This is a genomic window from Shewanella decolorationis (assembly GCF_004354305.1).
GTDB classification, from domain to species: domain Bacteria; phylum Pseudomonadota; class Gammaproteobacteria; order Enterobacterales; family Shewanellaceae; genus Shewanella; species Shewanella decolorationis.
Genome location: NZ_CP037898.1, coordinates 1,146,058 through 1,160,796, shown reverse-complemented (window position 1 = coordinate 1,160,796; position 14,739 = coordinate 1,146,058). Strand labels below are relative to the sequence as shown.

The 14,739-nt window shown below is 46.5% G+C and carries 11 protein-coding genes and 2 pseudogenes; 7 read left to right on the top strand and 6 right to left on the bottom strand.

Annotation, left to right across the window (positions count from 1 at the left end; genetic code table 11):
- Positions 1 to 25 precede the first annotated feature (25 nt).
- Together thrB and thrA are read right to left on the bottom strand one after the other, a co-directional pair.
- Positions 26 to 964, bottom strand: coding sequence for a homoserine kinase (gene thrB / locus EYR25_RS05135; protein WP_133178730.1), 939 nt, complete (start codon positions 962 to 964; stop codon positions 26 to 28).
- Positions 961 to 3,429 carry a bifunctional aspartate kinase/homoserine dehydrogenase I gene (gene thrA / locus EYR25_RS05130; RefSeq protein ID WP_133178729.1) on the bottom strand — a complete coding sequence of 823 codons (2,469 nt, stop codon included), beginning with the start codon at positions 3,427 to 3,429 and terminating at the stop codon, positions 961 to 963. Before thrA ends, thrB begins: the two co-directional genes overlap by 4 nt.
- Before the next feature lie 641 nt (positions 3,430 to 4,070).
- Here thrA and slyD point away from each other — a divergent pair.
- Positions 4,071 to 4,733 (top strand): peptidylprolyl isomerase, encoded by a 663-nt coding sequence (slyD, locus tag EYR25_RS05120; RefSeq protein WP_133178728.1) that lies wholly within the window; start codon positions 4,071 to 4,073, stop codon positions 4,731 to 4,733.
- 195 nt (positions 4,734 to 4,928) lie between these two features.
- The gene (locus tag EYR25_RS05115; RefSeq protein ID WP_133178727.1) at positions 4,929 to 5,306 is read left to right on the top strand and encodes a hypothetical protein; all 378 of its coding nucleotides are present in this window, start codon (positions 4,929 to 4,931) and stop codon (positions 5,304 to 5,306) included.
- 436 nt (positions 5,307 to 5,742) lie between these two features.
- On the opposite strand, the gene trpR is transcribed toward EYR25_RS05115, so the two are convergent.
- Positions 5,743 to 6,024: a trp operon repressor gene (gene trpR / locus EYR25_RS05110; protein ID WP_133178726.1), complete on the bottom strand. Its 282-nt coding sequence runs from the start codon at positions 6,022 to 6,024 to the stop codon at positions 5,743 to 5,745.
- 189 nt (positions 6,025 to 6,213) lie between these two features.
- On the opposite strand from trpR, the gene EYR25_RS05105 reads away from it, so the two are divergent.
- Positions 6,214 to 6,663 (top strand): c-type cytochrome, encoded by a 450-nt coding sequence (locus EYR25_RS05105; RefSeq protein WP_023266573.1) that lies wholly within the window; start codon positions 6,214 to 6,216, stop codon positions 6,661 to 6,663.
- A 66-nt stretch (positions 6,664 to 6,729) separates the two neighbouring features.
- Here the strand turns inward: EYR25_RS05105 and EYR25_RS05100 are convergent, their stop codons facing one another.
- Positions 6,730 to 7,419 (bottom strand): cytochrome b/b6 domain-containing protein, encoded by a 690-nt coding sequence (locus EYR25_RS05100; RefSeq protein WP_133178725.1) that lies wholly within the window; start codon positions 7,417 to 7,419, stop codon positions 6,730 to 6,732.
- A 297-nt stretch (positions 7,420 to 7,716) separates the two neighbouring features.
- On the opposite strand from EYR25_RS05100, the gene hpf reads away from it, so the two are divergent.
- From hpf to EYR25_RS05085, 3 genes are all read left to right on the top strand, one after another.
- Positions 7,717 to 8,073, top strand: coding sequence for a ribosome hibernation-promoting factor, HPF/YfiA family (gene hpf / locus EYR25_RS05095; protein WP_011621920.1), 357 nt, complete (start codon positions 7,717 to 7,719; stop codon positions 8,071 to 8,073).
- 1,197 nt (positions 8,074 to 9,270) lie between these two features.
- On the top strand, positions 9,271 to 9,735 hold the full coding sequence (locus tag EYR25_RS05090; RefSeq protein WP_023266576.1) for a DNA polymerase III subunit chi: 465 nt from the start codon (positions 9,271 to 9,273) through the stop codon (positions 9,733 to 9,735).
- Positions 9,736 to 9,750: 15 nt separating this feature from the next.
- Positions 9,751 to 12,627 (top strand): valine--tRNA ligase, encoded by a 2,877-nt coding sequence (locus EYR25_RS05085; protein ID WP_133178724.1) that lies wholly within the window; start codon positions 9,751 to 9,753, stop codon positions 12,625 to 12,627.
- Positions 12,628 to 12,676: 49 nt separating this feature from the next.
- Here EYR25_RS05085 and EYR25_RS21265 read toward each other — a convergent pair.
- Positions 12,677 to 13,453: pseudogene (locus EYR25_RS21265) on the bottom strand (IS4 family transposase); the annotation flags it as partial.
- Positions 13,454 to 13,471: 18 nt separating this feature from the next.
- A pseudogene (locus tag EYR25_RS21260) lies at positions 13,472 to 13,855 on the bottom strand (transposase domain-containing protein); the annotation flags it as partial.
- Positions 13,856 to 14,083: 228 nt separating this feature from the next.
- Between EYR25_RS21260 and EYR25_RS05075 the strand changes: the two are divergent.
- Complete coding sequence (locus EYR25_RS05075) at positions 14,084 to 14,719, top strand: DUF2913 family protein (protein ID WP_133178723.1); 636 nt, start codon at positions 14,084 to 14,086, stop codon at positions 14,717 to 14,719.
- Positions 14,720 to 14,739 lie beyond the last annotated feature (20 nt).

Below are 14,739 nucleotides of genomic sequence, written 5' to 3'. Positions count from 1 at the left end.
TTAATGCTTTTAAAAGTAAGAAAAATTAATCGACTCGACGCGTGCCTTGCTCATCGAGGCGGCACACATGGGCAAAGCCCCCCGCTTCGGTCAAATAATGAGCCTCTAACCACGCCTTGGCCGCATTAGCAGTCGCGAGATCATCAGTCACCGAAAACAGCGTTGGCCCACTGCCCGAAATGCCAGTGGTTAACATGCCTAATTCGGCGAGCGCCGCTCTGGCGTTGTCATAACCTGGTATCGCCGCCGCGCGGTAAGGTTCGGCCAACACATCCTTCAAGACTTGAATCGCAAGCTTGGCGTTTTGCTGATAAGAGGCGTGCACAAAGGCACTCAAATAACGCCCAAAATCGATGGCCACGGACTTATCGTATTGTTCTGGCATGAGTTTACGCATCATGGCCGTTGAGAGTGAAATCCCAGGATACGCCACCACCCAATACCATTGTTTAAAACTGGGGATCGCCTCGCAGATAGCACCGGGCACATTGAGCATCAGCTGCATGCCGCCTAAATAACAGGGGGCAACGTTATCGTAATGCACACTACCGCTGATCTTGCCCTCAAACTCGCCCATGAGTTCGAGTAGCGCTTGTTTATCGTACGGTCGTTCGAAATGCTCATTTAACGCGTAAAGAGCAGCAACCACAGAACTGGCGCTCGAGCCTAAGCCACTGCCGACGGGCAAGTTTTTCTCTAGGGTTAATGCCACACCTTGGTTTTCTTTCCCAAGGGCTTTTAAGAAAAACACCGCACATTGATGAACGATATTATCCTCCGGATTGTTGGGTAATTTATGCGCCCAAGCACCCACTTGAGTAAGGCTCACTCCCGCATCCGCCGCCGCAATAGTGACTCTATCGCCGAGTAAACTGCCATCGATGGGCGCAAGTGCCGCGCCCAATAAGTCAAAGCCCACACCCACATTACCCATAGAGGCGGGAGCGTAAACGGTCAAACTCATACACTCACCTCACGAGTCCAATTTAAGGTTCTTAATACATCGGCAAAGGCACCTGCCGCTGTCACTTCTGTACCCGCACCATAACCACGTAGCACAAAAGGAATCGGCTGATAATAACGGCTGTAGAATGCCAGGGCATTTTCACCGCCTTTTACGCTGTAGAGCGGATCGGTGGCATCGACTTCGGTGATACGCACATAGCACGCGCCCTCTTCAATCTGCCCCACGTAACGCAGCACTTTGCCCTGCGCTTTCGCCTCTGCCACTCGCGCCGCAATCGCGGCATCAGCCTCAGGTAAACGCGCCATAAAACTTTCCACATCGCCAGAATCATCAAAATCGTCGGGCAAGACTGAGTCGACAACGATATCACTTAGCTCAAGTTTCAAACCCACTTCACGGGCCAAGATCAGCACTTTACGCGCCACATCCATACCACTTAAATCATCACGGGGATCGGGCTCGGTAAAGCATTTTTCCCGCGCCAGTTTAGTCGCCTCTGACAGCGTCATACCCTCATCGAGTTTACCGAAGATAAAGGATAAGGAGCCTGACAAAATACCGTTAAACTTGTGTAACTTATCGCCAGCGAATAACAGTTTTTTCAAGTTATCGATAACGGGTAATCCGGCGCCCACGTTGGTCTCATACAGAAACTGACGACGTTGCTTTAATGCTGTTTGACGCAAAGCTTGGTAATAGGCGTAATCGCGAGTGTTGGCCTTTTTATTCGGCGTCACTACGTGCATGCCCGCGTTCATCACCTCTAAATACTGGTTCGATACTTGATCGCTTGAAGTACAATCCACCAGCACAGGGTTTAATAATTGTTGCTCTTTCACCCAAGCCAGAAGCGCCGTAAGATCGCTTGGCTGCTGACTGTCGGCAAGCAGGTTTTGCCAATTGTTTAAATCGATACCCGCACTATCGAGTAACATCTTGCTTGAATTGACTATGCCGCATACACGTATGCTAATGTGCTGCTCTTTTAACACACTCGCCTGATGTTTGATTTGCTCGAGTAAGCCTGCACCAACATTGCCACAACCCACTAAAAACACATCCAAATACTGCTGCACATCGAAAAAACCCTGATGACAGGCGGCGACCGCATGTTTGGTCTTACGCTGTTCGATCACCGTTGAAATAGAACGCTCGGAGGAGCCTTGGGCAATCGCGATGATATTCACACTCGCCTGCGCTAACGCTTGGAAGAACCGTGCTGCCACACCTTTATGGGTACGCATTCCATCACCGATCAAGGAGACAATTGCCAAGTCATGGCGCATTTCGATTGGCTCGAGTAAGTCACTTTTGATTTCTAACTCAAATTCCTGCTCTAGCGCCGACTTCACCTTGGCGGACTCACTGGTCGCCACACAAAAGCTGATGCTGTATTCGCAAGAACTCTGGGTGATGAGTGACACGGAAACACCACTACGGGAAATCGCCGCCAGTGTGCGGCTCGCCATGCCGACCATGCCCTTCATGCCGGGGCCTGATACATCAAACATGGTTTGATTATCCAGATTAGAAATGGCCTTCACCTGCAAACCGCTTTCATCGGCCTGATTCGATACCAGAGTGCCGGGCGCATCGGGGTTAAAACTGTTCTTGATATAACAGGGAATATGAAACTGAGCGATAGGCGCAATGGTTTTAGGATGCAGCACCTTAGCGCCAAAGTAAGACAGCTCCATCGCCTCTTGATAACTGAGCTGTGACAACAACTTAGCATCGGTGACAACCCGAGGATCTGTGTTGTATACGCCGTCAACGTCGGTCCAAATCTCACAACTTGAAGCATCTAAACAAGCGGCCAGCACGGCAGCGGAGTAATCTGAGCCGTTACGGCCTAAGGTCACGACCTTGCCGTCTTCATCGGCGGCGGTAAAGCCAGGCATTACCCAAACGCGCTTCTCATCGAGGGCAAGATTTTTGAATCGCGGTTTACTGACGGCAATATCCACCACGGACTCGAGCGGACGACCACGGCCTAAAAACAGCTCACGTGGGTCCAGCTGCGCCGAAGTGATGCCTTTGGCCAGCATGACTTGCTCCATCAACGCAGCAGACAAACGCTCGCCCGCAACCACAATCTCGGCGCGAATACCATCAGGGCATTCCTGCAGCAGCGTAATACCGCGTAATCTGTCCTGCCAACGCGCAAGCTGCGCGCTTAGTCCGGCGAACAACACTTCGCTTTGACTGCTTGAGAGTCCAGAACTGACCGCATCTTGATAGAGCGAGGTAAACACCCGTTCAACATGTTGAATGACTGGCGAATAATCTTCCCCTTTCACCGCCACATCGACCATTTCTAGCAAGGCGTTTGTCACTGTCGCGGGCGCAGAGAGCACTGTAGCAACTGGTTCTGCTTTCGCCGCTTTGGCAACGATATCCGCCGCCATTGAAAATCGCTGCCAATTTGCCAGCGAGGTACCACCAAATTTCATAACTTTCATCTTGATCTCCTGTACCGCGCCCGACTAAGAAACATAAGCTAGAAACAAAAAAGCCCGCTTCTTTGTGGGAAGCGGGCTCGTCGTTAAATTCTTTAGGGTGTATCAGCCCGCCCCCACTCTGGTTGTAGTGGTGGTTGTAATAATGGTAATTACTACAAAACCTAGGCTATGCATACGTTTGGGCTAATCCATGTCAATGTGATGTAAAACAGAATTGCCTTTTTCACCTAATCTTGTCAACCCCCAAACTGGATTATTTATAAACAAATCTTTCACAGCCATAAATTGACACCTTAACATTCAATATTATCAAGTTTTCCTAGGGTAAAAATGCGATTTCATCAATAGAAAACTGTTAACGTAAACGTAATGCCGCACAAATACATCTGTTTTTAAACATTAAAATTCAATAAATTATATCAACCATATCGTAACGCCTTTAGATTAAGCGATGTAAACCCACTTTCGAGACCAACAAACCGCAAGCGATAACCATCAACAATTTGGCGTAAATTCTTCACCAAATGACTGTTCATCACGCCAACAAAAAGCTGTGCGATATCTAACATAAGCAACTTCAAATTATCGCCAGCGCCCCAAAAGCACGTTATTATGCGCGCACATTCCGAACCGGAGGCGATATGAAGATCACCCAACACAGCGCGGTAACCATTCATTACCGTTTATCAGATCAAGAAGGCAGACTTTTAGAAGACTCTTTTGATGCCGAACCAATGTTATATCTGCACGGTGCAGAAAACCTCATCCCAGGTTTAGAGGCTGCATTAGAAGGTAAAACCAAGGGCGAAACACTGGATGTGACAATCAGTGCTGAAGAAGCTTACGGTCCTTACCATGATGGTCTGCGTCAAGCCGTGCCATTAGAAGCGTTCGGTGATATCGAAGATATCGTTCCTGGCATGCGCTTTATTGCCGAAACAGAAATGGGTCAACGCCCAGTGCAAGTTGTCGAAGTCAAAGACGATGTCGTTATCGTTGATGGCAACCATCCTTTAGCGGGCCAAGCATTGAGCTTCAACATTGAAATTATCGATGTTCGCGCAGCAACAGCGGAAGAAGTTGCCCATGGTCATATCCATGCCCACGGCGGATGTGGCAGCCATGGACACAGCCATGATCATGACCACGGTGGCGGATGCTGTGGTGGTTCAGCTCATGATGCGGGTGGCTGCTGTGGCGGTTCTGATGACCATGGTCATCACCACCATGACCACGATCATGAGGCGTGCGACACACCAAAAACAGGTTGTGATGGCAATGGCGGTTGCGGCTGTCGCGGCTAATCTAGGCCTTAGCGCCTAAAGCTCACTATCCTGAGCAAGATAATGAAGCACTTCCTTACATAAGGAGGTGCTTTTTTTATAGGCAAATGTTTATAATCTAACCACAAATAGGGACGTTTTAGATAGATTTAGCATTTTAAACTTTAAAATCAGAATGTTAAAACCAATACACCTTCACCTCGCGACGGAGTGCATATGTTATCAAAACCTGTATATGAAGCTTTGCCCTATGGTTATATGGCCTTAGGTTGCGTAAGTTTTATGTTACTCGACCCAGAGTATGCTTTAATGGCAGCCGTGATTGTGTTTCTTCTCGGGGCTAGAATTTACAATCTACGCTCACAAAATCGGCGCACTGATCCCGTAAAACGTAGAAAAACGGGCTATATGCCAACAGCGATTTATGATTATTTACCCTTTATCTATCTCTTTACTGCCTTAGTTATTTTTAAGTTTTTCCCTAAAAGTCTTTATCCCTTACTGGCAATTCTATTACTAAGCTACAGCTTTTATATTCTTATAAGACGCTCGCTTTATCGTCGACATAAACTACCTGTGTCACCTCAATTTTAAACAATAAATTTAGGCTGTTTTAACGTTTCGAGATTAGATTTTGTTCGTTCTGGCAAGCACTTGCTCGCGAAACGAGGGGTAAGGTGTAATTGTTCTACTCAAATGACGAGCGGCACTTATGACCGAAAGTAAGAGCAAGAGCTTGCCAAACGGCTGCAAAAATAACCCTGAAACGTCAACACGCCCTAGTCATTAGCAGAATCGCTGTTTAGAGCGTAGATACATTTGAAATTGCATTTTATGGGTTTGCAAGTTCATCGAGGGAGTACGATTTTTTCTATTCAAATGACGTGCGCCCTTTGCAACTTAAAGTAAAGCCGCTCCCTAAGGATAGGGTTTCGGTTACGTCGTCTGTTTATATCGAATCACTTCATTGCATAGAGCTTATCTTTAATGGGATACATACCTGTTAAATTGCGATAAAAAACATAAATCGCTAACATGCCTTAATCAGCTGTTGAATTTTTTCCCTATGACTTGGGGCCATATTCTTTAAATAGTTTGAACAGCGTGTAATAGTGGCGATACTGACCTCGTATTCAGCCGCGATCTGCCGTTGACTCATCTCACCATCGAGCAATAATTGGAATACCTTTAATCGCCCAGCGATAGCGCTACGTTCTTCTTCTGTTAGCAATAAATGGAACAATACCGAGAGCTCATCATAGTTTCCATGGCTCAAAATTTTCTCTAAAACTAAGTCCCAATTGGCTCGCATAATCGCCCCAGTAGTATTGTTTAAGCATTACAACGGCAGTTTAGCAGATTTACTCTTCCGGCAAATAACTTGTTACGTTTATCCCATCTATCTAGACAAAAACTGACAAAATTGCTTCTAGTACATTAAGTTAATTTGTGTACAATAGCAGAGCAATGTCACACTTCGACGCTAATTTGTGAGAATACGATGAAAAAATTACTCCTGACTCTCGTTGCCGGTACCTTATTGGCTTCAGCTGCACAAGCACACAATTTTGAAGATGCAAAGGATGCGATTGAATATCGCCAATCTGCATTTAGCCTGATTGCTTATAACTTTGGCGATATGGGCGCCATGATGAAAGGCAAAAAACCTTTCGAAGCTGAAACCTTCGCAATGCGTGCCAACAATGTCGCCGCACTTTCGCACATTCCTTTCGAAGGCTTTATTGAAGGGTCAGATAAAGGCGATACCGAAGCGCTAGCCAAAGTTTGGCAAGACAAGGCTGACTTTGACGCCAAGATGAAAACCTTCCAAGAAAATGCAGCTATTTTAGCGACTGTGGCTCAAAAAGGTGACCAAGCTGAAATTAAGCAAGCCTTTATGAACACAGGCAAGAGCTGTAAAGGTTGTCACGACGTTTACAAAAAAGACTAATGGCGAGTTGCCATGTCTAATAAAAAAGCCTGCTACCATGCAGGCTTTTTTAATATTGAGCATTTGCTAGAGCACTTGCACTATGGGCCACATCAAATAGGTAAACACCAACCCAGCAATAATTAACAGCACGATTAAGGCCAGCCACTGTGATTTGAAAACTAATTCAGATTCTGCTTTGGCGTACTCAATCTTAGGCACACGTTTGTAACCACTGAGCATAGCTCCCACTAATTTGTCACCTTTAATGGCGTGTACCACAACCGCCAACACATGCACAGCACTCAAGGCTAAGATCAGGTTGAAATTCATCTTATGTAACCAAGTGAGAAACGAAGCAGTATCAGAGCTCACATAACTGTACAGTGGACCTTCAGTAAACACATCATCGGTAGCAAACAACCCAGTGATTAGCTGTAAGCTGATAATGGCAATCAACACAATCACCATATAACCGCCTATCGGATTATGCCCTAAGACCACTGACACGCCCTTTGCGCGAACGTCTTTCAAATACTCAAACACCACCTTTGGATGATGCACGAAGTGACTAAATCTCGCAGTATCACTGCCAATCAAGCCCCATAAAAGCCGAAAGCCAATCAAGATCAACAGACTATAGGCAAAGATCTGGTGCCATTGCATTTCACCCACTTCGGCGCTCCACCAGAGTAAGGCCATGAGGGCCACCATGCCCCAGTGAAAAAAGCGTGTGGGTAAATCCCAGACTTTAACTTTGATATGTTCGGTTTCCATAATACCTGCCACTCGACTGAACAATGAAATAAGTGAAGGTATTTTATCGGGATCTAATGAAAAACTTAAAGTAAAGATAAGTAAATGATAGGAAAGACTGCGTAGTTATCCCATCAAATATGGCCTGTTCCGATAGCCAATACAAGCCTTTTCGACCAAGAATCCGCGAGATTTGTCTAAGCGATCAAATAACCAACGAACAGAACTAAACAGGGCTAAAAATGTGATTTAGATCTCGTTTTTAAGGGTGTAGATTGGTAATCTGAAATCGAAGGAAACAAATAGAAGGTGCAACATATGCTAAAGATTACGAGCAAACAACTAGAAGTCACTGCCCCAATCCGTGAACGCATTGAAAGCCGCTTTGATAAACTTTCTAGGCACGATGTGCAGTTGATTAATCCCCATGTCATCATCACAGAGGAGAAACCTGGTTTCAAAATTGAAGCATCGGTTGGTATCCCAAATGGAGAACTTTTTGCTCAAGCAAAACACGACAATCTTTATGCAGCCATTACAGCCATGGGTCAAAAATTAGAGAAACAACTCAATCGATTAACCCATAAGCCTGAAGCACAACGTTTCGCATCCATTGCTCATCCCGAAGATGCTGTTAATGTCGAGGATGATTACGAGGAGGAAGATGCAGCTTAAGTTACTCGATGTTAGTGCGAGACCACATCACTTCGAGAGCATAAAGTAGATAAGGTTTAATAGGTCACATTTTTTAGCAAAAGTTTGATAGACCATCCTAATGGTCAGTAAAAAGAGTGTGAACCTTTAAATAACTACTACACTTTACTAAGTGACAGCAGAATCGAAGTGATGTGAATTTCAACTTAAAACAGTTAAATATCACCACAAGAAGGAGTACGCCGCCACACTAAACTCACACTCAAAAACAGTGACACAGGCCGTTACATTAAGACAGTTACATTAAGACAGTTACATTAAGACAGTCACATTAGGGCAGTCATATTAAGACGGCCACATAAATTCGGTAACGCCAAGCTGTAATATTTATGCGTTTTTCCCTCTGATTATCAATGAGATGCGAGGTTACTAAAAAGTAGAGACAGATAACCAACAACTAACGATAAACGCACTAATGGGTGTTAACACACGAGTCGATCATTAAGGAGTAACCTACTACATCGTATTGCCAGTTTTAGTCTTACACACTCTTCAAGCCCGAATGTAACAATCAAGAGGAGGACGTTAGCAATAGAAACACATAGGTTCCATGAAAGACCATTTTAGGTGAATTAGCTTCTTAACAGTCAAACAATATGAGGAGGTTAATAGCGTTATCGGTAATATGAGCAAGTAGGCATATTACAAGTAGCAAGTAGTGTGTAAAAAAGAATTTAGATAACACGGAACAAGGCGAGCTGCTTAACAGCAAAATACCCAGTACCTTTTTGAGTACTAATATAGGCCAGATTCCTTTATTTATATTCTGAAGTGTAATAGTAAGTTGAAATAGTGAGTTAACTGCTGAATAAGCAAAATCTAATGTGATATCTGTTTGTTTATTCACAAAGCGTCAATAAATCCTTTAATAACAATGCTCAATAACCTAGGAGGAATAGTTTGTTTGACCAGCTTTTCAACCAGCGCACCTTCGGGTGCGCTTTGCTTTTATATCCCCAGCTCCCATAATCGTTTAACCATTCACATATAAGCTCTAGCCTTATGCTTAAGCTGTGCTTAGTTGCCACAGTAAAGGTTTAAGCCAACTCCCCATCCCTCAATCTCCCGCGAAAAACCCCAGAGCTAAACGTTAACCCAGCACAAGTTTTAGTGTAGACTAACCCGTTCGTCTATAACTTAAAGCAAGGCATTGAAATCATGACTCAAGCGCTGTTTTATTTACTACCGCCGATGGGCGAGAACACGGCCCTTAGTGACATGTATCAATTGGCTTGCCGCCTAGCCCAACAGGGATTTATAAACCAGCAGCAGGTCTATATTCACTGTCAGGACAAGAACATCGCCTTTGAAATCGACGAGTTACTATGGCAGTTTGAACCCAGTGCATTTGTCCCCCATAACCTCAAAGGTGAAGGCCCCACCACAGGCTCACCCGTTGAAATCGGTTTTGACAGACTCGGTCCAAACAAAAGTCGCCAACTTCTGATTAATCTTGCAGACCAAGTGCCTCCGTTTGCGGTAAACTTTGGTCAAATCTTCGATTTTGTGGCTAATGACGACCAACATAAAGCGATAGCACGTGAACGCTACCGTCAATATCGTGGCTTAGGGATTGAATTAACAACCCAGAATTTAGCAACACATCCACTTAATTTAGCTTGAGACAGATACGTTCCCATGGAAAAAACATACGATCCTCAGTCCATTGAGCAGGCTCTTTACCAAAACTGGGAAGAGCAAGGTTACTTTAAGCCCCACGGCGATGCCTCACAGGGCAACTATTGCATCATGATCCCGCCACCCAACGTGACGGGTAGCCTGCACATGGGCCACGCTTTCCAAGATACCATCATGGATACCCTGATCCGCTACCAACGTATGAAGGGCAAAAACACCCTATGGCAAGTCGGTACTGACCATGCGGGTATTGCGACTCAAATGCTGGTTGAGCGTAAGCTTGAAGCCGAAGAAGGCAAGAGCCGCCATGACCTTGGCCGCGATGCCTTTATGGAAAAAGTATGGGAATGGAAAGCGCAATCGGGTGGCACCATCACTAAGCAGCTACGTCGTATGGGCGCCTCTGTGGATTGGGACCGTGAGCGTTTCACTATGGACGAAGGCTTGTCTAAAGCCGTTCAAGAAGTGTTTGTCCGTCTCTATGAAGACGATTTGATTTACCGTGGTAAACGCTTAGTGAACTGGGATCCTAAGCTGCACACCGCGATTTCAGATCTCGAAGTGGAAAACAAAGAAAAGCAAGGCCACATGTGGCATCTGCGTTATCCATTAGCCGACGGCGAGCTGACCGCAGACGGTAAAGATTACCTCGAAGTCGCCACCACGCGTCCTGAAACTATGCTGGGTGATAGCGCAGTAGCTGTTCATCCAGACGATGAGCGTTATCAAGCACTGATCGGCAAATTTATTCTGCTGCCTATCGTTAATCGTCGCATCCCTATCGTTGCCGATGACTATGTAGACATGGAGTTTGGTACAGGCTGTGTGAAGATCACCCCTGCCCACGACTTTAACGACTATGAAGTCGGTAAACGTCACAAACTTCCTATGTTCAACGTGTTGACCTTAGATGCAGCCATTCGTGCATCCGCCGAAGTCGTCAATACTGATGGCACAATCAATACTAGCTTAGATGGCAGCCTGCCAGAGCGTTATGCAGGTTTAGATCGTTTCAAAGCCCGTGATGCCATTGTGGCAGAGTTTGAAACTTTAGGTCTGCTCGAAAAAATCGCGCCACACGGCCTAAAAGTGCCCTACGGTGACCGCTCAGGCGTGGTTATCGAACCAATGCTGACCGACCAATGGTACGTTGCCGTTGCGCCTATGGCCAAAACCGCAATCGAAGCCGTTGAAAATGGCGATATTAAGTTCGTGCCACAGCAATACGAAAACATGTACTTCTCTTGGATGCGCGACATTCAAGATTGGTGTATCTCTCGCCAATTATGGTGGGGTCACCGCATCCCTGCTTGGTACGATGCCAACGGTAAGGTCTATGTCGGCCGCACAGAAGCTGAAGTGCGTGCTAAGCACAATATCGATGATGCTATCGCCCTGCGCCAAGATGAAGACGTACTGGATACTTGGTTCAGCTCTGCCCTGTGGACATTCTCGACCTTAGGCTGGCCTGACAATGTTGAAGATTTAAAAACCTTCCATCCAACCGACGTGTTGGTAACGGGTTTTGACATCATCTTCTTCTGGGTTGCCCGTATGATCATGATGACCATGCACTTTATCAAAGATGAAGACGGTAAGCCACAGGTGCCCTTTAAAACCGTTTATGTGACCGGCCTTATCCGCGATGAAGCGGGTAACAAGATGTCAAAATCTAAGGGCAACGTACTTGACCCATTGGATATGATTGACGGTATCGATCTAGAAGCCCTCGTTGAAAAACGTACTGGCAACATGATGCAGCCACAACTGGCCGCCAAGATTGAAAAGAGCACCCGTAAAGAGTTTGAAAATGGTATCGAAGCCCACGGTACTGATGCCCTGCGCTTTACTCTAGCGGCAATGGCATCAACTGGCCGTGATATCAACTGGGATATGAAGCGTTTAGACGGTTACCGCAGCTTCTGTAACAAGCTTTGGAACGCATCACGTTACGTGCTGATGAATACCGAAGGCCAAGATTGCGGCCCGAACTCACCGGATTACCAAGGCGGTGAGATGGAACTGTCACTGGCGGATCGCTGGATCATCGGTTTATTCAACCAAACCGTAAAAACCTACGACGACCACATGGCAAACTACCGCTTCGACCTCGCAGCCAACACCTTGTACGAGTTCACTTGGAACCAGTTCTGCGATTGGTACTTAGAGTTAACTAAGCCAGTACTGCAAAACGGCAATGAAGCGCAAATGCGCGGCACCCGCCATACGTTGGTCAATGTGTTAGAAGCGATGCAACGTCTGATGCACCCAATGATGCCATACATCACTGAAACCATCTGGCAACGCGTTAAACCACTGACTGGCGCCCAAGGCGACACCATCATGCTGGCACCATTCCCAAGCTATGATGCCGCCAAAGTAGATGCGACCGCGATGGCCGACCTAGAGTGGGTTAAGCAAGTGATTGTTGCAGTACGTAATATCCGTGCAGAGCTCAATATCGCGCCTTCTAAGCCATTAAACGCCCTGCTGCGTGGCGTGAGTGCCCAAGACCAAGCCCGTGTTGAAGCTAACCAAGCCTTCTTCACAACGCTTGCGCGCTTAGAGAGCATGACGATTCTTGGCGAAGGTGAAACGGCGCCTATGTCGACCACAGGTCTGATTGGCGAAATGGAATTATTAATTCCGATGGCAGGTCTGGTGGATGTGGCTGCTGAAATAGCTCGCATCGACAAGCAGCTTGAGAAGCTGACTCAAGAGATTGCTCGTATCGAAGGTAAATTATCGAATGAAGGCTTCGTGGCGAAAGCACCGCCAGCCGTCATTGATAAAGAGCGCGCTAAGATGGCCGATTTGACCCGCGATATGGACAAACTAAAAGAGCAAAAAGCCGAGTTTGCTAAGTTAGAAGCCTAATCACGGCATCTACACTAAAAAGGGCTGTATTTTACATAATGCCACTCGCTTAAGAGCGAGTGGCATTTTTACTTGGATATTTCACCGTTTTCTTGAGCACCACACGCGGGTAGCTGGGCCGCTTCCTCTTCGGGGGTAAAATCAACCTTTTGCCATTTTCCCTCAGTCGTTTTAAGTGCTGTGGGATCGCTCCNGGACTCCCTCTGTCGCTCCAACCAAACTCATCNTGGATTAAAAACAGGGCATTAATGAAACTTATTCTCTGTGGCTCAACTTGATGCTGCACTGCCATGGCAGCCATCTCTAGCCGAACAATATTGTAGGTCGTCAAGATCCCCCATNATTCTTGATACACCCCATCCTTCTTCTTACTGCGCAGGACAGGTTTATTTTCCAGTTGATATTGCTTCAGCTCACCANAANCCCTCTCTATCTCCCATCGCTGCCAATACACCTTGAGCAAATCGTTCACTGGATAAGTGTCGGGACATAGGCAGGACGTGATAAACCCTTTGATATCACCTTTGGGTGATGGNATAAGGATAAGGCGGGCTTGCCAGCNCTCCCCCAGATAAGGCGCTTGTTGTTTAGCTTGGGGTGATACCGGCATCTCAACCAGATGGTCATACTCTGAGAATGACTCGATAATGCTATAGCGGGTCTTAGACTTTATCGGGGTTAACCAATGGGTGTTAGTCCCGCTTCCTTGCCAGCTGATGAGCAATTCGGCAGACATAAACCCACGGTCAAACAACGTGAGCGAATGCTCGGGAGCTGAGCCAACCAATTGCTGTGCGTAGTGAATTTCACNGTGGGTAACAGGCCCGAAANCCGCATCAGAAAGTCAGTGGCTGCGAGTAGACATTAAGGTGACAGCCAGCACAGAAGGAAAAGAAGCCGTGCTTTGTGCAAAGCCAAAGTGATGGTTTTCTTCAGTGTTATGCGTCTTAAAATACGTCCCATCAACACTGAGCAATTTCAATCCNGCTATCTCATCAAATTCACACTGTGTTTCCCACTGTGCAGCGGTTGTTTTGAACAGATAACGCATGGGCTCTGAACCCAACTTTTCTTTGGCTTTGATGATGCTACTGGTCGCCAGTGGCGGGAGCTCCCCCTTGGCGTCGGGAAAGGCCAGTGAGAGCGTATCACAGACTTGCTGAATCGAGCGGTTACGCATCAAACCAATGCCTAGAACCAACCAAACAGCTTGCTCTGCAGGGAAACGACGGGTTCGAAGTTATGCCCTGCCAGTTTGTTGCACAGCCTCAGCCACCCAATCCATGGGAACATGTTTGGCCGCCAGCCTCGTGGGTTCGCCAGAATAATCTATCCCTCATCTAAGCAGCCGCTAAGAATCGTTATCGATTTAGCGGCTGCTTTGCTAAACTAGCTTGGCCGCAATCGATACCACACGTTCCATTAGATCAATCCTTTAGCCCGCGGCGGAGCCACAATGAATTCTCAAACCTATAACCAAGCCGTACTCGAACTCGCCCGCGCGGGTCTTGCGGATTTAACCGCCTCAGCCCAAGCTAAAAAAGCCCAACGAACTGCCGCGCAGGAGAGTCATTTTCTGTGTAACTGGATGGTTGAGGCGCTCAAAGAAAAGCGTTTCTCGAAACTGGTGGCCAACGATCTCACGGCATGGATCCGTATGGCTCGCAGTCAAGGTGCTGGCGCCGAACTTAAGCGATTATTGGAGAGAATTGTTCATCAATATGAGAGTGTTGAAAACTCACACGTGGAGTTAGGTACGGCATTAAACGCTATGATTGCCGAGTTAACCCAACTCGAATGGCTAGTGTTTACCGACACTGAAATTAACACCAAACTCAAGCTGGACGCCGATGGCCAATCGAGCTTAGTGATTGATGTAAAAGAGTTTACTCAACATATTCAAGACAATCAGCTTATCAAGCCCATCAACTTGTATGTTCGCGCCGATGAGCAGCTGTTGACTCAAGTCGCCCTCTCCCATGGTTTGTTGATAAGTCTGGGCAATAAGAAAACTAGCCTGATTAAACACCATAAGACCTATCAAGTTTACCCTAAAAATCAGCTACCTGCATTGTGCCAACTCTTGGTTTAAGGACTGAAAACTGCTTGAAT

What these genes read in the sequence shown, in the direction of transcription:
- thrB (WP_133178730.1), bottom strand. Translation starts at nt 964, where the DNA reads ATGAGTTTGACCGTTTACGCTCCCGCCTCTATGGGTAATGTGGGTGTG.
- thrA (WP_133178729.1), bottom strand. Translation starts at nt 3,429, where the DNA reads ATGAAAGTTATGAAATTTGGTGGTACCTCGCTGGCAAATTGGCAGCGA.
- slyD (WP_133178728.1), top strand. Translation starts at nt 4,071, where the DNA reads ATGAAGATCACCCAACACAGCGCGGTAACCATTCATTACCGTTTATCA.
- EYR25_RS05115 (WP_133178727.1), top strand. Translation starts at nt 4,929, where the DNA reads ATGTTATCAAAACCTGTATATGAAGCTTTGCCCTATGGTTATATGGCC.
- trpR (WP_133178726.1), bottom strand. Translation starts at nt 6,024, where the DNA reads ATGCGAGCCAATTGGGACTTAGTTTTAGAGAAAATTTTGAGCCATGGA.
- EYR25_RS05105 (WP_023266573.1), top strand. Translation starts at nt 6,214, where the DNA reads ATGAAAAAATTACTCCTGACTCTCGTTGCCGGTACCTTATTGGCTTCA.
- EYR25_RS05100 (WP_133178725.1), bottom strand. Translation starts at nt 7,419, where the DNA reads ATGGAAACCGAACATATCAAAGTTAAAGTCTGGGATTTACCCACACGC.
- hpf (WP_011621920.1), top strand. Translation starts at nt 7,717, where the DNA reads ATGCTAAAGATTACGAGCAAACAACTAGAAGTCACTGCCCCAATCCGT.
- EYR25_RS05090 (WP_023266576.1), top strand. Translation starts at nt 9,271, where the DNA reads ATGACTCAAGCGCTGTTTTATTTACTACCGCCGATGGGCGAGAACACG.
- EYR25_RS05085 (WP_133178724.1), top strand. Translation starts at nt 9,751, where the DNA reads ATGGAAAAAACATACGATCCTCAGTCCATTGAGCAGGCTCTTTACCAA.
- EYR25_RS05075 (WP_133178723.1), top strand. Translation starts at nt 14,084, where the DNA reads ATGAATTCTCAAACCTATAACCAAGCCGTACTCGAACTCGCCCGCGCG.